This window comes from Oscillibacter sp. GMB15532 (genome assembly GCF_041020825.1).
GTDB lineage: Bacteria > Bacillota > Clostridia > Oscillospirales > Oscillospiraceae > Oscillibacter.
This window is the reverse complement of the sequence record NZ_JBEVTO010000009.1, coordinates 45,217-69,215: the sequence shown is the minus strand read 5'-3', so window position 1 is coordinate 69,215 and position 23,999 is coordinate 45,217. Positions and strand designations below refer to the sequence as shown.

19 protein-coding genes are annotated in these 23,999 nt (G+C 55.2%); 6 read left to right on the top strand and 13 right to left on the bottom strand.

Translation table 11 applies throughout. The features are described from left to right. The first annotated feature begins 38 nt into the window (after positions 1-38). Positions 39-746, top strand: a complete 708-nt coding sequence (locus tag ABVS15_RS11620) for a FadR/GntR family transcriptional regulator (protein WP_369283843.1) — start codon at positions 39-41, stop codon at positions 744-746. 293 nt (positions 747-1,039) lie between these two features. Here ABVS15_RS11620 and ABVS15_RS11615 read toward each other — a convergent pair whose 3' ends face one another. Then, positions 1,040-1,879: a pirin family protein gene (locus ABVS15_RS11615; protein ID WP_369283842.1), complete on the bottom strand. Its 840-nt coding sequence runs from the start codon at positions 1,877-1,879 to the stop codon at positions 1,040-1,042. Positions 1,880-2,318: 439 nt separating this feature from the next. Here ABVS15_RS11615 and ABVS15_RS11610 point away from each other — a divergent pair, with 439 nt between their 5' ends. Together ABVS15_RS11610 and ABVS15_RS11605 are read left to right on the top strand one after the other, a co-directional pair. Then, positions 2,319-2,588, top strand: coding sequence for a zinc-ribbon domain containing protein (locus ABVS15_RS11610; protein ID WP_369283841.1), 270 nt, complete (start codon positions 2,319-2,321; stop codon positions 2,586-2,588). Positions 2,589-2,962: 374 nt separating this feature from the next. Then, entirely contained in the window at positions 2,963-3,376 is a 414-nt protein-coding gene (locus tag ABVS15_RS11605) for a hypothetical protein (protein ID WP_369283840.1), read from the top strand. A gap of 147 nt (positions 3,377-3,523) precedes the next feature. On the opposite strand, the gene ABVS15_RS11600 is transcribed toward ABVS15_RS11605, so the two are convergent. Genes ABVS15_RS11600 through ABVS15_RS11590 form a run of 3 tightly spaced genes read right to left on the bottom strand, consistent with a single transcriptional unit; the run spans position 3,524 to position 7,103 of the window. Continuing rightward, complete coding sequence (locus tag ABVS15_RS11600) at positions 3,524-4,381, bottom strand: xanthine dehydrogenase family protein subunit M (RefSeq protein WP_369283839.1); 858 nt, start codon at positions 4,379-4,381, stop codon at positions 3,524-3,526. Beyond that, positions 4,369-4,851 carry a (2Fe-2S)-binding protein gene (locus ABVS15_RS11595; protein WP_369283838.1) on the bottom strand — a complete coding sequence of 161 codons (483 nt, stop codon included), beginning with the start codon at positions 4,849-4,851 and terminating at the stop codon, positions 4,369-4,371. Before ABVS15_RS11595 ends, ABVS15_RS11600 begins: the two co-directional genes overlap by 13 nt. After that, the gene (locus tag ABVS15_RS11590; protein ID WP_369283837.1) at positions 4,848-7,103 is read right to left on the bottom strand and encodes a xanthine dehydrogenase family protein molybdopterin-binding subunit; all 2,256 of its coding nucleotides are present in this window, start codon (positions 7,101-7,103) and stop codon (positions 4,848-4,850) included. Before ABVS15_RS11590 ends, ABVS15_RS11595 begins: the two co-directional genes overlap by 4 nt. 341 nt (positions 7,104-7,444) lie before the next feature. On the opposite strand from ABVS15_RS11590, the gene ABVS15_RS11585 reads away from it, so the two are divergent. Beyond that, positions 7,445-10,489, top strand: coding sequence for an AAA family ATPase (locus ABVS15_RS11585; RefSeq protein ID WP_369283836.1), 3,045 nt, complete (start codon positions 7,445-7,447; stop codon positions 10,487-10,489). Between the two features lie 154 nt (positions 10,490-10,643). On the opposite strand, the gene hutH (ABVS15_RS11580) is transcribed toward ABVS15_RS11585, so the two are convergent. The 9 genes from hutH (ABVS15_RS11580) to ABVS15_RS11540 form a co-directional block, all read right to left on the bottom strand. Continuing rightward, entirely contained in the window at positions 10,644-12,152 is a 1,509-nt protein-coding gene (hutH, locus tag ABVS15_RS11580; protein ID WP_369283835.1) for a histidine ammonia-lyase, read from the bottom strand. Between the two features lie 29 nt (positions 12,153-12,181). Beyond that, entirely contained in the window at positions 12,182-13,690 is a 1,509-nt protein-coding gene (gene hutH / locus ABVS15_RS11575; RefSeq protein ID WP_369283834.1) for a histidine ammonia-lyase, read from the bottom strand. A 170-nt stretch (positions 13,691-13,860) separates the two neighbouring features. After that, complete coding sequence (locus tag ABVS15_RS11570) at positions 13,861-14,298, bottom strand: DUF126 domain-containing protein (protein ID WP_369283833.1); 438 nt, start codon at positions 14,296-14,298, stop codon at positions 13,861-13,863. Beyond that, the gene (locus ABVS15_RS11565) at positions 14,298-15,500 is read right to left on the bottom strand and encodes an aconitase X catalytic domain-containing protein (protein ID WP_369283926.1); all 1,203 of its coding nucleotides are present in this window, start codon (positions 15,498-15,500) and stop codon (positions 14,298-14,300) included. Before ABVS15_RS11565 ends, ABVS15_RS11570 begins: the two co-directional genes overlap by 1 nt. Further along, the gene (locus ABVS15_RS11560) at positions 15,500-16,408 is read right to left on the bottom strand and encodes a 3-hydroxyacyl-CoA dehydrogenase family protein (RefSeq protein ID WP_369283832.1); all 909 of its coding nucleotides are present in this window, start codon (positions 16,406-16,408) and stop codon (positions 15,500-15,502) included. Before ABVS15_RS11560 ends, ABVS15_RS11565 begins: the two co-directional genes overlap by 1 nt. Before the next feature lie 165 nt (positions 16,409-16,573). After that, the gene (locus ABVS15_RS11555) at positions 16,574-17,581 is read right to left on the bottom strand and encodes an ATP-binding protein (protein WP_369283831.1); all 1,008 of its coding nucleotides are present in this window, start codon (positions 17,579-17,581) and stop codon (positions 16,574-16,576) included. Positions 17,582-17,620: 39 nt separating this feature from the next. Further along, the gene (gene hutH / locus ABVS15_RS11550; protein WP_369283830.1) at positions 17,621-19,144 is read right to left on the bottom strand and encodes a histidine ammonia-lyase; all 1,524 of its coding nucleotides are present in this window, start codon (positions 19,142-19,144) and stop codon (positions 17,621-17,623) included. Positions 19,145-19,161: 17 nt separating this feature from the next. Next, positions 19,162-19,710, bottom strand: a complete 549-nt coding sequence (locus tag ABVS15_RS11545) for a hypothetical protein (protein ID WP_369283829.1) — start codon at positions 19,708-19,710, stop codon at positions 19,162-19,164. A 146-nt stretch (positions 19,711-19,856) separates the two neighbouring features. After that, positions 19,857-21,560, bottom strand: a complete 1,704-nt coding sequence (locus tag ABVS15_RS11540) for a sodium:solute symporter (RefSeq protein WP_369283828.1) — start codon at positions 21,558-21,560, stop codon at positions 19,857-19,859. A gap of 416 nt (positions 21,561-21,976) precedes the next feature. Here ABVS15_RS11540 and hutH (ABVS15_RS11535) point away from each other — a divergent pair, with 416 nt between their 5' ends. After that, complete coding sequence (gene hutH, locus ABVS15_RS11535) at positions 21,977-23,497, top strand: histidine ammonia-lyase (protein ID WP_369283827.1); 1,521 nt, start codon at positions 21,977-21,979, stop codon at positions 23,495-23,497. A 27-nt stretch (positions 23,498-23,524) separates the two neighbouring features. After that, the gene (locus tag ABVS15_RS11530; protein WP_369283826.1) at positions 23,525-23,998 is read left to right on the top strand and encodes a (2Fe-2S)-binding protein; all 474 of its coding nucleotides are present in this window, start codon (positions 23,525-23,527) and stop codon (positions 23,996-23,998) included. The last annotated feature ends 1 nt before the right edge of the window (position 23,999 follow it).

The window sequence follows — 23,999 nt, the reverse complement described above, 5'->3', positions numbered from 1 at the left end:
TGATTGGGAAATCAGGTCAGAAATATAGAGGTAATCGTATGAGCGTGCAGTTTGAATCCTTGAATAAGGTTACTTTAACCGAACAGGTCATGCAGCAGCTTGCGGCCAAAATTATCAGCGGAGAGCTGAAGCCCGGCGAGAAGCTTCCGCCGGAGAGAGAGCTCTCTCAAATGCTGGAGGTTTCTCGGAGCCGCATCCGGGAAGCGCTGCGGGCACTGTCTCTCATCGGCTTTGTGACCATCAAGCCGGGCGGCGGCACCTTTGTGGGTAATCAGATTGACGAAATGCCGGAGGAGACGATTGTCTGGCTCTTCCGACAGAAGGTCAGCAACTACCATGAGGTTTACGAGGCCCGCCGTCTGATTGAAACTGCCGTGTATCTTGCATGTTTTGAGCGGAAAACGGATGAAATCGTCATCAGCATCCGCAAGCGGGTGACTTTACTGGCACAGGCTTATGCGGACGACTGCACGCCGGAGAAATTCAACGCACTTCTGGAAGGGCTGGACATTTATGTGGCCCAAAACTGCGGAAACGACGTATTTTACAAGCTGATGCAGACCATTATCCTGCTTCGCCGGGAGGCCGCATTGAAAATTCTGGAATCCCCCTATGAGCGGAAGAGTTCCGTTGAAAAGCGGAGTCTGGTCGCTCTGGAATTCGAGCGAGGCGACTATAAATCAGTAAGCAAAGCAATTAACGCCTTTTTTGACAACTCCGTGAAGGACTTTACGTTCAGCTCATAATCCCCGTTCCTCCGTCTGCCCAGTCGGATTGGTTTGACCGCCCGGGTGTCGGACGAGAGCCGAGGCGTTTTCCAAGAGGAAATCCGGGTATAAGAAAATGACCTTTCGATTCCATGCAGCCCCCAAGGGACGCTTTGGAACAGAAAGGTCATTTTATGTGTTTAGTTAGAAGGAGCAGCCGCCCAGCCGGTCCGGACAGCGGTCAACCATCACCGCGCAGGACCATGGCACGCAAGGTTTCAGCATCGCCGGAGCGTATGCGCCTGTTTTACCCGGCAGATCCTCTTCTTCTCTCAGTATGCGATCTCTTTTTGCAGGAAGGTCCCCCGATCCAGATCGTCAAACGCCTTCTGCAATTCGGCCTTCGTGTTCATGACAATCGGGCCGCCCCAGACCACAGGCTCATCCAGCCGCACAGAACTGATAAAAAGGACCTGCGCGTTTTCAGCGCCCGCCTTGATCTCCACATGGCTCCCCGCCGTAAGCTTCACCGCGGTTTTTTCCTGGATCAGCTCTCCGCCGACGGTTGCGTCGCCCAGCAGCGTGAAAACCATGACGGAACGCGCATCTTCCATATTGATCGTGACGGAAGCCCCGGCATTCAGATGGATGTCGTAATAGTCCAGCGGCAGATATTTGCTGGCATAGCCCTTTTTGCCTTCAAATTCACCGGCAAGCAGCCGCAGCTTTCCGTTTTCCAGCGCAATTTCTTCAATTTCTGCATTTTTGACACTGTGGTATGCCGGGGGAACCATCTTGTCCTCTGCCGGGAGATTCAGCCAGAGCTGCACACCCAGCAGTCTTTCGGATGCGGGCAGCCTTTCCTCGTGCAGAATTCCCGAGCCTGCCGTCATCCACTGGACCTCTCCATCTGCAATGGTATCCGAATTTCCCAGACTGTCCCTGTGGGTCATCTGCCCGCGATACACATAGCTGATGGTTTCGATGCCTCTGTGGGGGTGCATGGGGAAACCGGCGGTATACTCCTCCGGGTTTATACTGTCAAAGGAGTCAAGCATCAAAATCGGATCGTATTCCTGAACAGTCCCATGTCCCAAGACGCGAACAAGACTCACCCCGGCTCCGTCCTTGGTTCGGACTCCCCGCACCTTCTGCTGAACTTTTCTTTCCATATACTTTTCCTCCTGCGTAAATAAATCAGGTTCTCTGCCTTTGTGGCGTTTTTATGTGGCGACGGTAACTACATTGCCCCATTCAGCGCGTTTGATGGCATTTCGTCCATATCTTAATAATACCATACATTTTTTCACAAAAAAAGCCTTAAACCGCGTTCATTGAAAATCTCCGTCATGTTGGCCCCCTATCCATTCTGTGGAGATCATACTATGCTCGTCCCTCTGACCCTGATAAATCACGGATTCCGAAATTTTGCGTGCCGTACCCCATTGAAAACCACGCAGCAGCTTTTTCTGCCCGCCGGACGGGGCATCCATTCACTTACCATCCACTTTTTCTTCGATATACCCAAAACATTGTATTGACTTATTGCCCACATAGGCGTATGCTAAAGATGTCGCCGAACAGGGCGAACTAATTTAAAAGAGGTATCTCATGTTTCAAGACAAAACCATCGTTTGCAAGGATTGCGGCCAGGAATTTACTTTTACCGCCAGAGAGCAGGAGTTCTTTGCGGAGAAGGGTTTCACCAATGAACCCCAGCGTTGCAAGTCCTGCCGTGACGCCCGCAAGGGGAACGTCCGTGGAGGCGGCGCTCGCCAGATGTTCGACGCCGTTTGCTCCGAGTGCGGAAAGCCCTGCAAAGTCCCCTTTGAGCCCCGGGGAGATCGCCCCATCTATTGCAGCGATTGTTTCCGTAGATAACCCTTGCACCCAGGCGCCTCTTCGGAGGCGCCTTTTTTATGCCCATCCGGGCCCATTCACCCATTGGGCATTTTATAAAATTATTTTCCAAGGCGAACTTTTACAATTATTTGCGGAATATTTTACCAGAATGTGGTAGTATGTTTCAAGATATTATACGGCGAAATGCACTGAACCTCATGACCTCATGAGCGGAGACTCCAGTTCATATGCGTCCCCGAATTTGAAAAATGCATACCGGAAGTTTATGTCCGGTCCTGCCCGGGACAGGACTGCAGGTGCAACCTGAACATTTTGAATCACGTTGCACACAGAAATGCTCAGTTCGGGCAGGAGTAACCCAATCTTGCAAAATACGTAGGAGGGGTTTGTTTATGGGATCGTTTTATAGCGGGCTGTACACGATCTTGCAAGCGTACATTGTTGCTGTTCTGGTCGGGTACTTTGTCGGCGGGCTTATCTTTGGGCTGGCCTGTCGGGCAATTGTAAAAAGCAAAGGCTATCCAAAGGATTCGTGTACCCGAAACGCAATCGGAGGCTTTTTCCTTTGGTGGATATGGCTCATCGTTTGCGCCTGTAAGCCTGATGCAAGGCCCATACGATATTCGGGTGCCGATGTTATCAGGCTTGATGGCACGTCAGACACGCGATTCTGGGGCTTTCTGTTGTCCGGCGGCGTAATCCTCCTCATTGGCTGCGCATTGCTTTTTAAAACGTGGTGGGGCCTTGCCGTGGCGGCAACCGGCCTTGCCTGGTGGATCGCAATGTATGCAACCACAGGCAAATAGAGCGTAAACACCGCTGCGGCTATTGAGCCGCAGCGGTGTTATTTGTTCGGAATAAAATGATTGGACTTACAGAAAGCCAGTCATGTCTCCTCCGAGGGCTCAGTCTCGACGTATCCTTCCGCCGCGCGGCGACTGCCGACCTGGCCTTTAAATGCGTTCTCTCAGCAGGGTGAAAAGGTCCGCGGTCAGTCCGCGGGCAGCTTCGGTCTTATACTGACGGTTGGCAGGACGGCAATGATCATGAATCGTTCGGGCAACCACCTTTGTAACGTCCGCCAGCAGCTCGCCATCCTCTAAATGCCGCCCTTCCATCAGGACCTCCGCCTCCGGAATCCGCAGCGGCGTGGAAGCCACGGCACCCAGCGTGAGCCGGGCCTGCGCAATTGCGCCGTCTTTTCCCAGACGCACACAGGCGGCCATCCCCTCGCGGGAAATAGAAACCCTTTCCCGGGAACCGATTTTTTTAAAAGCGCTGATAAAGCCATCCCACGGTCCGCAGTTCATCACCACGGATATCACGGCTTGCCCCGGCTTCAGGGCAGTCTTCTGCGGTCCCACTATAAATTCGCTGACCGGGACAAGGCAGATGCTGCCATCCGCGCAAAGCAGCTCTACCTCCGCATCATACAGCCAACTCACCGGAAGCATGTCTCCTGCGGGTGACGCGTTGCAGAGATTTCCCGCCATGGTGGCCTTATTCCTGATCTGTGGGGACCCCACGTCGGAGGCCGCGTCGGCAATCGCGCGGAAGGCGGGATCCCCCTCCAGCGCCCTTGAAATTTCCTGCATAGTCGCCATGGCGCCCACCCGCAGCTCCCGCTCTCCCCGGCGTACCTTGTGAAGCGCGGGAATCATGCCGGGATACAGCAGGATATCAGGATCAAACTTGCCCCGCCGGGCCTGAATGACATAGTCCGTCCCCCCTGCAATGACCTTGCTTTTTTCCGTAAATCCGGAAAGGGCGTCCGCCATCTCCTCCAGCGTTCGGGGCATTAAACAGCGCATGTTCGCTTCGCCTCCAGTTCCTCTGCCGCCCGCTGCACCGCCTTGACAATCTGCACATAGCCGGAGCAGCGACAGATATTTCCGGACAGCGCCAGCCGGATCTCCTCTTCCTTGGGATGGGAATTTCTCATCAGCAGCGCCTTTGCCGACATAATCATCCCGGTGGTGCAAAAGCCGCACTGAATGGCGATTTCCTCCACAAAGCAGGTCTGTAAAATATCCAGCTCACCCAGCTCGGCCAGGCCCTCAATGGTCGTGACCCGGCAGCCCTCCAGCTGCGCGGCAATCGTCAGACACGCGTGGACCGCCTGATCGTCCAGCAACACCGTGCACGCGCCACACTCGCCCTCCGCGCAGCCCTCCTTAACCCCGGTCAGATGCAAATCCTCACGCAGGATATCCAGCAAACGACGATCGGGTGACGTTTCAAGCACAATGGGTCTTTTATTAACAAAAAAGTGGAGCGTCATGAATCTCTCTCCTCCGCCAGATATTTTAAAATGCAGTCCGGGTCATAGGGCAACGTTCCCAATGCGCTCTCCAGCGCGTCATTGACCGCGCCACATACGGCGGGAGCCGCGGGGACATAGCTGATTTCACCAATGGATTTGGCCCCGAAAGGCCCCTCTTCCGAGCGCCCGTCTGACAAAAGCAGCACCCGGATATCGGGCAGGTCGGTGGCGAGGAACAAATGATACTTGGACAAGCTTTCGGTGCAGCGCCCGTCCTTGCCAATAGTCATCTTTTCGCGCAGAGCCGCCCCACAGCCCATCTGTGCCGCCCCCTGAATTTGCGCCGCGCACATGGCGGGATTGATGGGCTGTCCGATATCCTGAACGGCCAGATAATCCAGCACCTTCGTAAAGCCGGTCCATGTGTCCACCTCCACGTGCGCAAAATGCACGCCGGTAACACCGGGATTGGATGTGTTGTTAAACTGCGCCTGTGCGCAGACGTTGCGCTTCAGCTTCAGCATACTGGCCTGGGCCAACTGCTCAAGAGTAATGTTTACGCACTCATCGTCCCGGCAGCGAACTGCCCCGTTTTCCAAGCGCAGCGACCCCCTTGTCAGGGAAAACAGCTCCGCGGTGCGGTCAAGAATCTCATCCCGCAGCGCCGTCGCCGCGTCATAAGCCGTACGGCCCAGCACAAACGTGGTGCGGCTGGCAAAGCATCCGTAATCCACCGGGGTGACTGCGGTGTCTCCCTCAGCCAGATAGACGCTTGTATCCGGGATATCCAGCACCTCCGCAATAATCATACGCATGGCCGTCACCGTGCCGCAGCCGTGATCGTGGAGCGTCAAAGTGGCCTGAACCGTGCCGTCCTCATTGAGGCCGAGCCTTCCCTCTCCGTAATCGTTGAAACGGGGATAATAGGTGTTGCCGTGTCCGCCGCAGCCCACGCCCACGCCCCGACGATAACGGGGACTTGATTCGTTGAAAGCCCGGTCCGCCTGAACAAGCTCGTCCCAGCGAAAGGAAGTGCGGCCCTGCTCAAGCGCGTCCCGAACTCGGATGTTCTCCAGCGGAACGCCACTTTTCCGGTCAGCTTCCCCCGACAAAAGCACATTTTTGAGCCGCAGTTCAATCCGCTCAATCCCCAGCTGCCGGGCCGCCTCATCAAAGTTCCGCTCCATCATAATCGCTTCTTCCGCAGCGGACCAGCTGCGGAACGCGCCTGAAACCGGCGTGTTAGAGCTGATCACGCGGCCGCAAAACCGGAAATATGGAATTCGGTAGCAGCGAAAGGGCTTTCCCGACAGGGCCCGGATATAGTCCGCAGCATTTCCGATATATGCGCCCGCGTCCAAAAGCACATCCATGCTGAGGGAAATCAGCGTGCCGTCGGGCTTGAACTTGCTGCGGACCTCGCCCCGCATCGCGCCCCGGACAACGGAGCAGACCATGGCCTCCTCCCGACTGTATACCAGTTTGACCGGGCGGCCCAGCGTCTTAGCGATCAGCGCGGCGGCAGGCTCCAGAAACCATTCCTGCTTTGCGCCGAAGGAGCCGCCCATGGTGGTCTTGACGACACGCACCCGGTGGTAAGGCATCTCCAGGAAGTCCGCCAGCACCAAGCGAATCCCATGCACAGCCTGATTCGGGCTGTAAACCGTCAGCTGCTGCTGGTAGGGGTCGCAGTCTACCACGCAGGCGTGCGGCTCCATGGTGGCATGGTGCAGCCGGGGCATTTCGCTGACGGTCGTCACTTCGATCAGCCCGTCATCATCCGGCTGCGTTCCGATCTCGGTAAAAAACTCATCGCGGACGGGACGCTCTCCAGCAAGGCAATTCCGTCCGGAAAGCGTATCGTCAAACCCGATGGAAAAGGGCAACTCCTCATAGGTCACCTCCACCAGGCGCGCCGCCTTATCCGCCGTCTCCTGATCACAGGCGGCCACTGCGGCAACCCTGTCCCCTACAAACCGAACATAATCGGTAAACACCCGCTCTTCACCCGGCAGGTTCTGCGCAAAATTGGAACGATAGCGGTTATAGGTCCGCGCCGTTGTGTTGAAGCAGTGGAACACCCCGTAGACCCCCGGCACCCCAAGGGCCCTCTCCGTCCGGACCTCTTTGACGCAGCCATGGGGAATCGTGCTGTGAACCAGCGCAATATAAGCCATATTGGGCAGCGTCACATCCCCGGCGTACTTCACAAACCCCGCGGCTTTCCCCCGGGCGTCATGAATTGGTTTATCCTTACCGATCAATTTCAAGGCGATCCTCCTTATACGGGTGCTTCCGATGCGCGTCAAACCGTTTGACAACTATGTGTTGCCAGTATAGCACCGCTACGTTGAATCAGCGTTGAGTCGACCTGTTCAAACGTGCCCGGCGCATTTTTATTGTGCAGTTTTTATCACGCAGACGACATATTTCCAGCAGGATATACGATTTAATCAAAAAAGCGTTGAAATCTGTTGCATGCTTTTGATGCATGTGTTAAATTGTAGATTAAGATTTTATAAAGAATACAACCGCTCGCATCCTCCGGCGTCCCCATCTGTTTTGTGTATTGTGTACATTCACATTTTCCGCGCAAAGGGAGGGTAAACTGATGCCGACACTGACGGCAAAGCTGTTTGGAACTCCGTCCGTCTGTATAGACGGGCGGGAGATTACGTTGCCCTATAAAAAGGCGGATGCCCTGCTGTATTACCTGCTTGTGAAGCGCAAGGTATCCCGCAGTGAGCTGATTGGCCTGCTCTGGGCCGACACGGACATCTCCACCGCACAGAAAAATCTGCGCCACGCGATCTATTCGATCCGTAAAGCCCTGAATTGCGACCCCTTTGTATGGGGACAGCGGACCTTGCTTGCGTTCAATTCCCAGACCACTGTCTCCTGCGACGTTTTGGATTTTACGGAGCGGGGTGATCTGCTGGCATACCGCGGGGAGCTGCTGAAAGATTTCAGCATCCTGCGGGCCAACGCCTTTGACGAGTGGCTCAGCGACGAGCGGAATCTTCTTCAGTCTCAGTATTTGCAGCGTTTGCTGACTGCGGAAAAGGAGGCTTATTTCAGCGGTGATCTGGCGCAGGCGGAAAAATACGGTCAGGATTACGTAAGCGCTGATCCGCTGGAGGAAACAGCCGTCCTGACGCTGATGCAGGTCTACTCCGCCCAAAAGAAGTTTCGCAAAGCCATCGGCCTTTACCATGCGCTGTGTAAAAGTCTTTCGGAGGCGCTCAGCATTTCGCCGCTGAAGGAAACGACGGCGCTTTATTACAAGATCGTGGACGAATGGAATGCATCTACCTATAAGATTGACGACCAGAGCGACCAGCAGTTGTTTGGAAAAGACTCCGTGCTGCGTCGGCTGCTGATGCTTTGCAACGGCTCCCGGTCGGAGCGCAGGAAGCCGGGACTGCTGATTCAGGGAACGGCCGGCGCGGGCAAAACTTATCTGCTGGACTATGTACTGCGCCAATATGACTTTTCGGACTGGCTGGTGTGCCGTGTTTCCTGTTACCAGTCGGAAATGCGCACGGCGCTGGCCCCCTGGAATTCGGTGATGCTGGAATTGATGTCGGAAATCAAGCCGTGGAGCATCCAAATCCCGGAGATCTACATGAAGACGGCGACCTCTCTGTTTCCCTGCCTGTGTCTCGAATACTGGCAGGCTTACGCAACCACGGTGGGAGACTATCCGGCGGAGACGGATTATCACGTGGCGCAGGAGTGTACGCTGCTGATCTTCTCCATTATTGCAAAAAAGCTTCCGCTCCTGCTGGTATTTGAAGATATCCACTGGATGGACGCCAACAGCGCAGAGATGCTGCTGCTTTTTCTTCGGCGGCTTTGCAATCAGGACGCGACCGTCATCTGCACCAGCCGCGACGCCTGCCCTCCTCATATCCAGCGGATGCTGGAAACCGCGCAGATGGACAAGCTGATGGAAAGCTGCACCATGTACAACTTCAACTGGGAGGATACCAAAAATTTCGTCAACCACTATATCCCGGAGCGATCTACACCGGAACTGGTGGACGAAATCTATCAGATTACGGAGGGAAACGGCCTGCTGTTGGTGCAGCTGGTTAATTCCATGCAGGAGACGGCTGACTCGGGCTATATCCCCGGCGACCCCAGCAGTATCATCATCTCCCGCCTCGCCAACCTGACCGTGGACGAGTCCAAGGTGCTGGACGCCATCTCCGTTTTTCCCGACTGGGCCTCTTTCGATATTCTGACCTCAATTCTGACAAAGGACCCACTGGAGCTGATGTATCTTTGCAACCAGCTAAAGCAAAAGGCACTTCTGACCGAATTTACCAGAAATAATATGCTGGGCTATGCCTTTTCCCATGAGAAGATCAAGGGGATTCTGGCCCAGCAGCAGTCGGAGTCCTCTCGCCGCATTTTACACCTGCGTGTGGCCCAGTATCTGGAAACGCAAATCAACAACGACCAGCATGAGCCCTATGAACAGCTGATCCATCACTATACGGTAGGGGGAAACCGGTATAAGGCGTTTAAATACAAGGTCCTGTCCCTCGGCGCATTTGCGGGAATGTGCTATGAGCTGCTGCCGATCCTGACGTCGGACACAGAGTTTCCGGCCTTTGACGAAGAAGGCATCATGGGGTATTTTCAGGTTTTGGAGACTGAGCTTGCCAGCCTGCGGGCAATCGGGTTCACCACGGACACAAAGGAGCTGGACTGGCTGGAACGGAACCTGCTTTACACGGAAGGCCGCTACTGCATCCACAACGGAACCTACGACAGAGGCCTTGAGGTGCTGGAGCGCCTGCTGGAGCGCAGCGAGGCCGCCGAAGACCGGGAAATGTCCATCAAAGCACATATGCAATTTATTTACTATTCCATACAGACCTACAATTTTGACTTGATGAAGTCCCATTTGGAATTCGGTATGCGGTATCAGGAAATCATGGAGAACACCCCGTCGTGGGGCAGCTATCTGCGGCTGTCGGGTCTGTTGGAGCTGATGCGTGGAAATTACGGGGAATGCCGCAGGTGGATGGAGCAATCCATTGCGGCGTTTAAAACCCTGGATTCCACCCCGGCCGGAAAATACGACATCAATATCGCCGGCGCCTACAACTATATCGGCGAGAGCTACCGTCTGGAGCAGAATTATAAGGAGGCCTTCCGGTATTTTGATCAGGCTGTGATCTTTAACCGCGGACGCGGCTACTACCCCGGCGCCGCCATCTTCTATACGGATTACGGCGTCGCAGCATATCAAAGTGGCAAAAAGGCAGAATCCCGCCTGTTTTTTGAATATGCGGAGGAACTTTACCAGTCATTTCACGAATACAGCCAGTTTCCCATTGCCCTGTCCTATCTGGCTCTTTTTGATGCGGAAGAAGGCAGGTATGCCGAGGCTGCGGCCAGACTGAAAAAAGCGTTCGACCTCTGTAAAACCCTTGGTTCCCCTTGGTGGATGGGAATTACAATTTACAACAGCTGGAAGATTCGCAGTCTGCTGGAGGACGCGGGGCTGTCTATCCCCGAATTAGAGTCGTTTTGGCCGAAATCCAAGCAGGAGCACTGCGTATGGAGCCTCAAATACCTGCACCAGCTTGAGCCACGTATCGAAACGGCCGAAATGGAACGCACACTGCAAACCCTCTCCTGAGATGGACGGAACCTACAAAAAAATGCCGGGATGCGGATTCTCCGCATCCCGGCATCCGTTTTTTAGCGGACCGAAGATAGTTTATCAATTTGCTTTTCTCTCCGCCTCAGCAGCACACATGCCAAATGGTAAAATACAATTTTTCAAAGCGCCCTTAAATATTTTCCGTGCGTTGCAGAAGCGTTTCCGAGCAGATCAGCTCATAAGACAGACGGATATCTTCAAAAATGCTCCGATTGTCCACAAGCTCGGGAACTGTTTCCCGAATGGTATCATAAGCAATCTGTGTGTATTTCCCAAGGCGAATATCGCCCCGCAGATCCACAGCCTGTGCGGCGTAAAGCGCCTCCATCCCCACAAGGTATTTAAGGTTGTCCACGATTTGCAGTCCCTTGGAAACAGATAGGGGCAGATTGCTGGCGTGGTCCTCAATGCCGCCCTGCATGGGGTAAAAATCCACGGAGGAGGGATTGATCAGGCTGCGGTTTTCCGCGTCGATGGAGGAGTAGGTATTCTGAATTTCGTCATAGCCATGGGCACTGCCGTCACGGGGAGCCAGAAAGCGCGTCAGGTGGGTGAACTCCGGACAGCTCATTTTAATCATACGGTAATTGATCGTGCGGGACAGATGGCCCAGCGCGATGGAGAGCATCTCCACCCCCACGGCCAGAGACGTGGTCTCAAAGTTGGAGTTTACATACAGGCCGGACTGCGCGGGCACAATGCACGGATTATCAGAGGGGGAATTGATTTGGATATGCAGAATTTTTTTCACAAAATTCAGCGCGTCCACTACTGTTCCGGTGATGGTGAAGCCGCCCCTGAAAGAAAGCGGATCCTGAAGCGCCCGGTCGGGATGCGCCTCATGCAGATAGCTTCCCTCCAAATATTTGCGGCAGCGGGCCGCACACTCGATCTGCCCGGGCAGTCCCCGCAGCGCGTTGACATCCTCCCGCAGGGACTCGATATTCCCATTGAGGCCCTCGTAGTCCAGACAAAAGATCAGGTCCGACATTTTCACGAGATTTTCCACCTCGTGGACCATGACGGCGGCCATCCCCTCGCCCTGACAGTTGGAAAGGATGATGGTATGCGCATCCTTTAGCTGCATCCGGCACGGAGGAACCCCCTCCCGTTCCATAGCCTGCCAGGCCTTGATGATTTGCCCCTTATAGCTGACATCCCCGTCTCCCAAAAAGGCAAGCCCCATGTGGGAGATGGTGGTAATATCCGCTTCTCCAACCGCGCCGCGTCTGGGAATACGCGGCGTAATGCCGTGGTTTAGAAAATCGCGATAGATATTGGCCAGTTCGTCCGATGCACAGGACGCGCCGATCAGCATGTTGTTGAGGCGTATGGCCATCATAGCCCGCACCTCTACATCCGTGTTATAGGGCGGAACGCCCAAAGAATGACTGCGCAGAATCATGCGGTTCTGTGTTTCAAAAAAATCTTCATCAATATTCTGGTCCTTGTTCCAGCCCACCCCGCGGTTAAGCCCGTAGATGGGCTTCCCCTGGCGGGACAAATCCTGCATGAGCTGGCGGCCCTTTTTCAGGCGGTCGTATGCCTCGGGCGCAATTTCAACCCCGCGGCCCTGATAGGCCACCTCGTACAGTTCCTCCAGCGTCAAATTACTTCCGGTTAAAATCAGAGAATCCATGTCGCTGACACTCCTTTATCAGAATAGATTTATAGCTTCCCAATCCGCTCAAGGAGTTTTCCTGAGCAAATCAGCTCATAGGAGTTGTTCATATCATCGTAAACTCTGCGCAGTTCCGCCGTTTTGGGAATTGCCTCGCGGATGGCGTCATAGGCCGCCTGCGTGCACCTGCCCAGACGGATATCGCCCCGCAGATCCACCGCCTGCGCCGCGTACATAGCCTCAAGCCCCACCAGACGCCGGAGGTTGTCCGTCAGGCGCTGTGCCTTGGCGGCAGCCAAAGGAAGATTGCTGGCATGATCCTCAATCCCGCCCTCAATCTGAAAAAAGTCTACGGAAGATGGATTAACCAGCATTCGGTTCTCCGCATCCAGCGAGGAGAAGGCGTCCTGAACAATGGCGTATCCGTGGGAACTGCCGTCTCTGGGTGCGAGATAGCGGGTCAGATGGGTGAACTCCGGAGAACTCATTTTAATCATACGATAATTGACCGCCCTTGCCATGTGTCCAAGGGCAATGGTCAGCATTTCAACACCCACGGCCAGCGTGGTGGTTTCAAAATTAGAGTTGACGTACACCTCGTCCTTTCCCGGCATAACGCAGGGATTGTCTGAGGGGGAATTCATCTGAATCTGTAAATAGTCCTTCACATAATTCACGGCGTCCACGACTGTGCCGGTGATGGTAAACCCGCCCCGGAAAGTCAGAGGGTCCTGAAGCGCCCGGTCGGGATGTGGCTCGTGAAGGTAGCTTCCCTCCAGATATTTGCGGCATCGGGCCGCACACTCGATCTGCCCGGGCAGCCCCCGCAGTGCGTTGACGTCCGCCCGGAGAGACTCAATATTTCCGTTAAGTCCTTCGTAGTCCAGGCAGAAAATCAGATCGGACATTTTGACCAGATCCTCTACCTCGTGGACCAGAATTGCCGTCATGGCCTCGCCCTGACTGTTGGAAAGCATCATTGTATGTGCATCTTTCAGTCTGAGGCGATAGGGCGCAATACCCGCTGCCTCCATGGCCTTCCGCGCGGGCATAATCTCCCCCTGATAGCTCACCTCGCCCTGACCTGTAAACGCCAGCCCCATATGCGTAACGGTGACAATATCCGCCTCTCCCACGGAGCCGCGCTGGGGCACGCGGGGCATAATCCCATGATTTAAAAAATCGCGGTACATGTTTGCAAGCTCATCCGAGGCGCAGGATGCCCCAATCAGCATGTTGTTCAGGCGAATCGCCATCATGGCCCGCACCTCCGCGTCGGTGTTATACGGAGGAAAGCCCAGCGCGTGCGCACAGACGATCTTTTGGTTTTCAAACTCCAGTTCCGCCTCCAAAACTGTCTGGTCCTTGTTCCAGCCAACGCCCCGGTTCAGTCCATAGATGGGCTTGCCCTCGTGGGAAAGGCCCAGCATCACCCGGCGGCTATCCGCCAGCCGCCGATATGCCTGCGGCTCAATTTCCACCCTGCACCCATGATAGGCAATCGCATAAAGCGCTTCAAATGTGAGGTCGTGTCCATTCAAAATGACAGGGTCCATAAATCTGCCTCCTTATAATTGTCAGCATCGTCGCTTTCAGGCCCGGTTTTAACGCCGAACCACAGTTTACATCAGATTGTATGGGAAGAACCCAACCGCGTCAACCTCTGCCGCAAAGCCCTGATCAATACCGCAAAAATTCCTGTATGCACATTGCCGCGGCAGTTCTTTTAGTTCACGGAGGGTTCCCCGCCGCTCCGTGCCTCCAGTCGCTCAATGATCTGCCGTCCGGTATCAATTCGAATGCGGTCCCCGTTTCGGATTATCCGGTAAAAGGACTCCTCAACCCGGTCCACCATAGGCAGTTCCATAATGATGGCGCTGGATACCAGCACGGTGTCCGGTTCCCGGACGATGAAGCCAAGCGGGGCGGTATGCCGCTGCTCCAGCTTATAAAGCCCGTCCATCTGAACGACGGAACTGCCTTTCCCACCGGGGAAAATCAGGATTTTATTCTTTATGCTGATTCCCTCCAGCGCGTGTCCGCGCTCTGTGATGATTCCGGTGTCCGGGTCGGTATGATAAAAAAGAATCTGATCTGCGCAAAGGAGGGCTTCTCCCTCCACAACGCCGCCGGATATCTCGCGGCAGGAGAATTTCTGGCCCATCAGCAAATCCTCCCCTTTTTGGCCCACCGAATGCAGGTGGCCATATCCCGCACGGTCAGGCTGATCCCGGCAGTCTGCATATAATAGGCCCCCTTAGGCGAATCAGTCACGCCGCCCTTTCCCGCCAAATGACCCCAGCAGCACGGTTCATCCACGCAGGTGTCGGCAATGATCTCTGCTCCCAGCGTGCGCAGCTCGTCTTCCAGCCCCGCCTCCACCGCCGCCCGCTTCACCGTGGCAGAGGTGAGGATATAGATGGGCACACGGGACGGGGACCCGTCCAAGAGCTGCGCCACCGTCTGAATCTGGCGGTAGGTGTAGTGCGGGCAGCCCAGAACGCAGTAGTAAATGTCGCCTGTCCCACCGGGCGAGAATTCCTCAAGGACCTGTTCCAGATCGCTCTGCGTCAGAGTAACCTCCCGACGGGGAGGTTTCCCGCCAAACACGTCCGGAATGCGGCGTGACTCCGCCGTTACGCCGGGAATGTGGTACAGATCGTAATTACCGGAGACATTTAGTTCGGCGCCCAGAGCAATTAGCGACTCTGTGCCGATTTCTCCGGGCAGACCCACAAAGGCGGGAATTCCCTTTCCAATCCGCTTTCCCGCAAGACCCAGCACCGCATAGTCAAAATCCCCTCGGAGAGGGGGTTCCACAAGAACTGCAATATCGGCAAACCGATTTTCCGCCAGCAGCATCCCGTATTCCGGCACGAAGCCTGTCACTGCGGCGCACAGCGCGCTGGCCGCGCTCTCCCGGTTGGTTCGTGCCCCCAGAACCGCGTTGACATAGACGGTTGCATTGGTTTCCGAAAAGGCAACAATCTCGCCGTACTGCGGCACATTGTCGGCAAGGTAGGGTGTGCAGCTATACGTCAGGCGGGCGCCCAGGGACTGATAGATTTGATGGGTGCTCTGCATATTTTGGATGGCAGCAGGCGTCAGGCGGTCCTGAAAATATTCCAGAGAATAGCCGGGATTGACCGTGGGCGCCACGGCGCAGCGTGCGCCGGCAGCCAGAAGCTTTCCCGCAAACCACACGTCCGCCTCCTGTGCGCTGAGCGCCACATGGGCGCGGGCGACCGGGACCAGACGGGGCGCGTCGAAGCACTTGCCCACGCCAACCTGAATCCGCATGGCCATGGCCTTTCCCCCGCCCTGCGCTCCCGCAAGAATTTCCCGCTGCTCGGCGGTCAGCTCCATCACTTCTGCTCTACCTCCAGATTTCCGGCCTCTGTGTCATAGTCCGAATAGAAGCCCTGCCCGGACTTCATCCCCAAATGTCCGGCATCGATCAGCTCCTTGAGCTTAGCCGGGGGCTTGTCGCGCTCGTCACCACTGGCAGCATAATAAGAATTTTCTATGTTGTAGATCGTCTGCAATCCGATCAGGTCCATCAGCTTGAACGGGCCGATGTTGGTGTTCCACTCAATCATCCACCCCCGGTCAAATTCAGCCGGGTCGGTATATCCATTGGCCCAGAGATAGAGACATTCCCGCTTGACAGCCCGCCACACGCGGTTGATGGAATAGCCCTTAATTTCGCGCTCGGTCACCACCGGCTCAAAGCCCAGCGTGTGATAATGGGCCATCGCAGCCTGCTTGGTCTGTTCCGATGTGGAGGGGTTCCACATCATCTCCAGATAGTTGTTGCGGATAGGATCGTCGTGGTCCACAGAAAAGGTCATGGTCCTGCGCCAGTCGGACACATCCCTGTAAATATCGCTCATCAGCAGCGAGGAGGTATTGGAGTTGAGGCAGCAGTGGGGCGGACACACCTTGTCCAGCTGACGGAACACGTCCTGCTTTACCTCAATCTTCTCCGGCACGTTCTCCACTACCAGATCCGCGTTCTTACAGGCGGCCTCCAGTGTCGTGGCATAGGATATCCGTCCCCGGGCAGCGTCGGCCATCTCCTGTGTCAGGCGGCCCTGCCCGACAAAGTGCGCCAGCCATTTGTCAATTTTCCTGCGGCAGGTTGCAATGGACTCCTCCGACCGGCCATAGCCGGTCACGCGCTTTCCGTAAATCGCGTTGCGGAAAGCAATCATAGACCCCTGCGTGCCAATTCCAACAATGGTAACATTTTGAATGCGATCAATTTCAGACATGAATATACTCCTTAATCTAAAAAAATAAAACCTGAAAGGCGGTCTTAACAAGCTCTGCTCTACGATTCCAAGGTCATTATATAAGGAGAGCGTTGAAAACACGTTGATCATGCTTCGATTTCTCAACGGTAAACACAGCACCGCCGTTTCCGGCGGTGCTGTGTTTTAATGGTGTATGGGTTTTGCCTGACCCTCGCAGTTTGCGCTCCCGCGGGGTGCAAGGGTGATGGCACCCTTGGGGCAATTTGCGCTGCATATGGTGCAGCCCCAGCAGAGGTCCTGATGGAAAGAAACCTTTTTGTTCTCTCCCACAACAAACGCACCAAAATTGCAGATGCGGGCGCAGGCGCCGCAATTAACGCACGTCTCCTCATTCCAGAGCATCTCATAATTAGAACGGGGGTAAATCCCCTGCGCCCCCGCCTTTCGCGCCATTTGCAGCGGATAGCAGGATTGCCCGTCGCAGTTGCAGATGGCAAAATCCTCGCCATTTTGCATCAGTCCTTGGCGATTCCAGTCACGCGTCAGCTCTTTGGCAAACTCCAGCGTGAGTTTTTCGCCGTGTCCGCGATCCGCCGGCGTGTTATCCCCGCTGTCGAAATTGATGCACACGTTACGGGGCTTCTCTGTTACATCCATCATGCATTTGCAGTTGCAGGGAACCCGGTAAATGTTGCCGCGATGCTTTTCCATCAGCTCAAATGCCTCCGGCAGCGTCAAAAAGGTGCTGTTATGGACATAGGTTTCCTCTCCCCGGATTTTTGCCTGCACATCTTTGCCGAAAACATTGTAATAGAGTTCGAAATCCCATTCGTTCAGGCGGTCCTTTTTCTCTCTGGAAAATCGGGCGTACTCCTCGTACTCAAACTGCGCGAAATAGGGGTAGCGACCATAAAAGTTGGAAATTCGGTAGCAAAGGCCGCCGTCCTCGTCCCGGACCTTGTCCAACACAGAGCGGGAATAGGCGCTTTGAATCAAGCGCTCCGGATTTTCCGCGATTCCCGCATGGGCGATCTCCTTTTTCAGGTCTTCGCTGGGAATTATATGTTTTTCCATCAGCAGAATCAGGCTCATCTCCTGCTGGGACAGCATTTTCACCGCTTCCGCACTTAAATCCTCCGGTACTTCAAAAAGGGACAGGAGCCTTTTCTTTTCCTCTGCTGTCAGTGCCATATTTTCAACCGTTCCTTTCTGTCCGCGCCTGCATCCTTTTCAGAACCGCAGCCCGCCTGTCTCCCCCTCCACCGCCTGAATATAGCGACGGTCTATAATCTGCGCCGCCACGGCTTCCATATACGGCTCCAGCGCAGTATCCGCGTTCATTTCCGGGACTTGTGTGCGCAGCAGCCGGTAGACTGCGCCGGTGGCTTTTGAGCAGGCGGGGTCGTCATGGCAATCCAGCGCCTGTCCGTCGCAGATAAGCTCCGATGCGAGAATATACTTGGCCAGATGCATCGCGTCATAGGCCTTTTTTGCCGCGTTATAGCCCATGCTGATGTAATCTTCCTGATTGGCACAGGTGGTCAGATTGTCCACAACCGCAGGATGGGACAGGATGCGAAGCTCTCCCTGCAATCCGGCTGCGGCATATTGAATCATCATCAGTCCGTTGTTGAAATCAGCGTTTTTATTCAAAAATGCCGGCAGTTCGCTGACAAGGTGATTCAGCATCCGGTCAATGCGGCTGTTGCTCATCTTGCACAAATCAGTGATTGCGATGGTCAGCGCATCGCAGGCCAGGCCCACATAGCTTCCGTCGGCATTGCAGCCCATCAGGGCCACTGCATCCTCTCCCTCTTCAAAAATGAGCGGGTTATCCACCGAGGAATTCAGCTCTATGGCCATCGTTTCCAACCCGTCCTTCACGGTCTTTTTCACAGCCCCGTGAAGCTGGGGCATACAGCGAATGGACAGGGCATCCTGCACGCGATGCCCCTGAAAACGAGCGAGAATGGGGCTATCCCCCAGAATCGCGCGGATGTTGGCAGCGGTGTTGATCTGATCCGGATGGGGGCGGGCATCCATAATCCGCTGGTCCATAGCCATCAGGGTACCCTTGAGAACCTCCAGGGAAAACGAACCGGCGATATCTGCGGTGAGGCACAGTGTCTCTGCGTCGTACATTGCCAATGCCCCAAAGGCTGTGACGGAGGTGGTGCCGGAGAGCAGCGTCAGCCCCTCCTTGGACGAAAGTGTCACCGGTTCAAGCCCCGCCCGTTTCAGCGCCTCTCCTCCATCCAGCAACTCCCCCTGATACCACGCGCGCCCCTCGCCAATCAAGACCATTCCAATATGGCCTTCCAGCGTCAGATAGCCCACAGAGCCATGTCCCGGAACCCGAGGTGTAATGCCGGCATTGAGCATGTCTCGGAGCAAGGCCAGCGTCTCCAGCCGGATGCCGGCATGCCCGACGCCGAAGTGGGCCAGCATGACGGCCATCATGGCCCGGACGCACTCCTCCGGAATCGCCTCTCCCACGGCGCAGGTATGGGCATAGATATGATTGCGCTGGATGACGGTGCGGCCCTCCTCGGGTATAAACTTTTTCCAGTTGTCCCCCAGTCCGGTGGTCAGGCCGTAAATTGCCTTTTCCTCCCGGCCAAACCGATCCACATGGGCGCGGCAGCGGTTGACCCGCGTTTCGTACTCCTCAGAAAACGCGGCCTTTGCGTGAAAGCGCGCAATGCCCACAATGTCTTTCACGGTAATCCTGCCGTCAAATACAACAGCTTCCATCTGATTCTCCTTTCTGCTTACAGCGCCCGATCAACCTTGTTTCCATCCGCGGCAATGGGAAGATAGCGCACCCGCTCTCCCATTTTCACCTCGCCGTAAAAGGCGATATAATAGGGCCGGTAAATGGAGCGTATGGAATTCAGCTCCGCGGTGGCGACCCTGCCGATTTGACGGCGGACCATCCTCAGCGCGGGCCGCTTTGCCGCGGCAAAGATTTTTTCATCCGAATATTCCGTTTTTTGCAGGGCATTTTCGTCCTTCACGTCGATTTCACAGGTCTTCAGCGCGTCCTCCGCATAGCTGGCCGTACAGCGCGTCCCCTCCACGATCATCCGAATTTTTTGAACAGCGGGACCGGAAGCGGCACCCTTTCCAAGCCAGCGCATCAAAGGAGCGGGCTGATAATGAAGGTCCAAAATGACCTCCCTGCTCTCCAGATACATCAGCTTGAGCGTAATATCTTTTCCGCCGTACAGTGCTTTTCCGATGACGTTGCCGCCGCCGCGGGCAACTCGCAGTGCTTCGGCCTCGCTCATGGTTTTTGGCGTGGCTGTAATTTTCATCATTCCAATTTCCTTTCGCGAAAAAGTGAATAGAATTCCGGCGTGCATGCGGATGCCTTTGATATTGTATACAGTCGGGATTGCCCGGAAAGGTAAATCCAAGCGGATTTACCTTTCCGGGTTTTCCATAGATCGTGCGGTGGTCCGAATTATTTTAACTGAGTCTCCCGGCTATGGTGCCCCTTGCCAAAGGAAAACACCTCAAACAGGTATCGGCCAAAGATCAGCGTCGTCATGGTAGCCGCAACAATGGGGGCCATCCATCCAATGATCCAATCCACACGGTTCAGGATTCCATAAGTATAGACACAGGCCAGTCCGGCATACAGAAGGCACAGCGCACCGTCCACGCCAAACCACTCGACCTTCGTCTCTTTCTTGTATTCCTCCATACTGATGGCGCTGGTATCAATGGCCGTCCCCATATTGGCTCCGCCGGAAACGGCAAACCCGTGGTTGAGCTCTCTTCCAAAACGGTTTCCAATGAGAAACGCCACAAAGGACAGCGGCAGCGCCACAAGGCTTGCGTCGATGGGCCCGCCCAGCGCGGCGATGGAAATGGGCTTATACGAAAACCAGATCCATGCGCCTCCACCGGCAAACATGCTGGCCAGGCCCGCCATATTGGTCTTTTTGCCCTCATACATAATGGCCGCGATGACAGGGACAAACAGGACAGACATACTCAGGCTGGTGACAAAGATCATCGCGTCATAGACCAGCGCAAACCGGAACGCAACTGCAAGTCCGATCACACCAAAGCCCACACAGGCGATGCGGGCGATCAGAATCGACTGCCGGTCGTTCAGCGGCTTTTTGCACAGCGGGCTGACAATATCGTTTGCGAGAATCTCGCCGCCAATGAGATAATAGGTGTCGACCGTGGAGATGATAGCGCCCATCATACCGAAGATAAACAGGCCGCGAAGCACCACCGGCAGACCGCTGAGCACAAGGGTGATGTAAGCCACCTCGGGCTGAACCGTCAGGAGGGGGTCCTGTGCGCGGATTACGATGGCCGTAAACATTAGGCAGGCATCCATGCTCATCCAAATGGAGAAGCAGGTCAGCATGGCCCGCTTGCCGGTTTTGGGCCCGTTGGAGGCCGTGAACCGCTGATAAAAAGCGGGGTCCTTGTAGACATTGATGCACACCAGTATCAGCATAATAGCCTTTCCCGGAGCGATTCCGCCCAGAGGCGTCATCAGGCCGGGATCAACCGCGTTGAGAATGCCCTCTACTCCCGCGAAGCCGCCCATACTGAAAAACGCTTGCGGAAAGACCAGAGATACCGACATAATCATAAAGAAGAAAAAGATCATATCGGTGATGGCAACCCCCATCAGGCCGCCGACGCAGGTGAGAAGAATGGAGATGGCAATGACGATGGCTGCCACCACAAACTTGTTGGCGCCCCACGCCGCAATCCCGACATAGCCGGTGGCGGCAATTTCAGAGATGGACAGGCAGCTGACAATCAGTACAATGGCTCCGATGAAGGAGGCGATGCGTCCGTAAAAGCGATTCAGCAGTTCGGTCATGGTGGAGTTGACCTTCACGGAAATTTTCGGCGCCATCCACAGCGCCAGGGGGAAACGGACAAGATGTGCGCCGATGGACCAGATAAAGAATGCCGCCAGACCCATTGTGGTGGCGTAGCCCACAGTGCCGATGGTCCCGTTGCCGCCGTACCAGGAAGCCGCAATCGTGCCCACAGCCAGCGACCAGGGCAAAGATTTGTTTGCATGGTAAAAGCTTTCCATGTCCTTGCTCTTTCTGCCCATGATATGGCTGATGGCAAAGACTCCAACGACGCAAAGAATAATCGTAATATTGTCGAGTGTTGTTAACATAGTTCCCTCCTACTTTTTTGGAGCGTCCTTTGAAATGACGCGCGCAGATTTTTCATACATCCTTTCCTTATTCGTTATACAGCGATGCAGCCCTGATCTCCGGTCCGTCCTTCCCCCACCGCCTCCGTCACACACGGGGCAAACCCTTTTTCACGCCGCAGAAAAACAGCGTGGGACCACTGCACCGCTTTAGTTGAGTGACAGTATAGTCATAAAACGTGGAAAAAGCGTTGAACCAATTAGTTAAATATATTTTCTTTAAAACACGCAGCATTTCTTATATCATCCGCATTTTGCAACTTAATGACAATTCAACGATTATTGGACTGTTTTATGTTAAACTTGATTCAACATTCGTCGGCCTGCGCCGCATGACAGCCGCGCGGCCGTCAATTACCGCTTTGGGAGGAATTCGCATGTGTGACACGTTGATGCTGAATGGGGTAAATCTTACGCTTGAGGATCTTTACGACGTCGTATACCGGAGAAGGCGCGTTGAAATTGACCCCGAGGTAGTTCCCAGACTCCATTCATCCCGTCAGGTGCTTTTTGATCTGGCCGCCAAGGGGGCCCCTGTCTATGGACTGAATCACGGCGTGGGCTGGAACAAGGACCGCGAGTTCAGCTCGGAATTTTTTGAACAGTATAACCGAAATCTGATCAACAGTCACTCTTTGGGTATTGCGCCGTATTGCAGCGTTGAAGAGGTTCGGGCGATGCTGTGCATCCGCCTCAATACGGCCCTATGCTGTCGGACCGGAATCTCGCCCGATATTCTGACCATGTATCAGGAATTCCTGAACCGGGGAATTCATCCCCGCGTCCTGCGCCGCGGCGCCGTGGGGGAGGGCGACGTGAGTACGCTGCCGCTGATTGGCCAAACGCTGATTGGTATGGGCGAGGCAGAGTATCACGGAAAGGTCGTTCCGTCTATTGAGGCGCTGACGGCGGAGGGACTGAAACCTGCCGTGCTGGGGCCCAAGGACGGGCTTTCCGTGGCGTCGTCCAACGCGCAGGGCGAATCCCTGGTGACGGTATTGGTCAAGGAGACGGAAGAGCTTTTAAGATTGGGCAACGCCGTTTACTGCATGAGCCTGGAAGGTCTGAACGGCGGCCTTCAGCCCCTCGGGAAACGGGTCAACGAGCTGCGGGGGCTGGAAGGACAAATCCGCTGCGCCGCGGATTGCCGGCGATATCTTGATGGGAGCTATCTCGCCCAGCCCGACCCGAAGCGGGCCTTGCAGGACCCGCTGAGCTTCCGCTGCGGCGCGGCGGTTCATGGGGCGGTTTATGACACTCTGGAGTTTGTAAAAAAATATCTGCTGATTCAGATCAACCACACTGACGACAACCCCTGCATCCTGACCGAGGAACAGACGATTTGCGTCAGCCCTAATTTTGAAACCACCACATTGGCCTTGGGCGTGGACATGCTGGCCGCCGCGCTCTGCCATATGTCCCGCAATATTGTTAACCGCCTGCTGAAAATTGTGGACCCGGTGTTTACGGGCCTTCCCCGGTTCCTGACACCACATGAGGTCAAAACCATCGGCTATTCTACGATTCAAAAGAGCTTTGCCGCGTTGGACGCGGAAAACCGCTGGCTGTCCAACACCTGCTCAACGGACTTTACGCCCTTTGCAGGGGGAATAGAGGACCATGCCAGCAATCTGCCGCTGGCCGCCATGCGCACGCTGCGCATTGTGGACAACCTGCGGTACCTGCTGGGGATGGAGGCTATGCATGCCGCGCAGGCCACGGATATGCGCGGCGGCGTGGACCTTGGGAAGGTTTCCGGCGCGGTAAAAGCCCGGTTTCGTGAGACGATTCCATATCTGAGTGAAGACCGGAATCTAAGTCTGGACATTGCCGCGGCCTACGAATGCATTCGCAGCGGAGCGCTTCTTATGGCGCTGGATGCCGCCGATTCAGAATAAATACGGCGCGGAAAGTGAGAAAACGTCATGACCATCACGGTTCGGCTCAATCATGAACTGCGCACATTCAACACCGACGCACAGGAGACGCTGCTGCACCTGATTCGGGAAAAGGCAAGGCTGACCGGAACCAAGTGCGGATGCGACCTGGGCGAATGCGGGGCCTGCACGGTAATTCTGGACGGAAGAGCAGTCAATTCCTGCTGCGTGCTTGCCGAACAGGTAAACGGCCGCGAGGTGGAAACCATTGAGGGAATCGGAACACTTGAACATCCCCACCCCCTCCAGCAGGCATTTATGGACGCAGGGGCCATCCAGTGCGGTTTCTGCACACCCGGAATGATTCTTTCCGCAAAGGCCCTGCTGGACCACACACCGCACCCCAGTCGGGCAGACATCCAAAAGGCGATGTCCGGCAACCTGTGCCGCTGCACCGGCTACACCAAAATCATTGAGGCGGTGGAGCTGGCGGCAGAGCGCATGGAAAAGGAGCGTGGGTAAG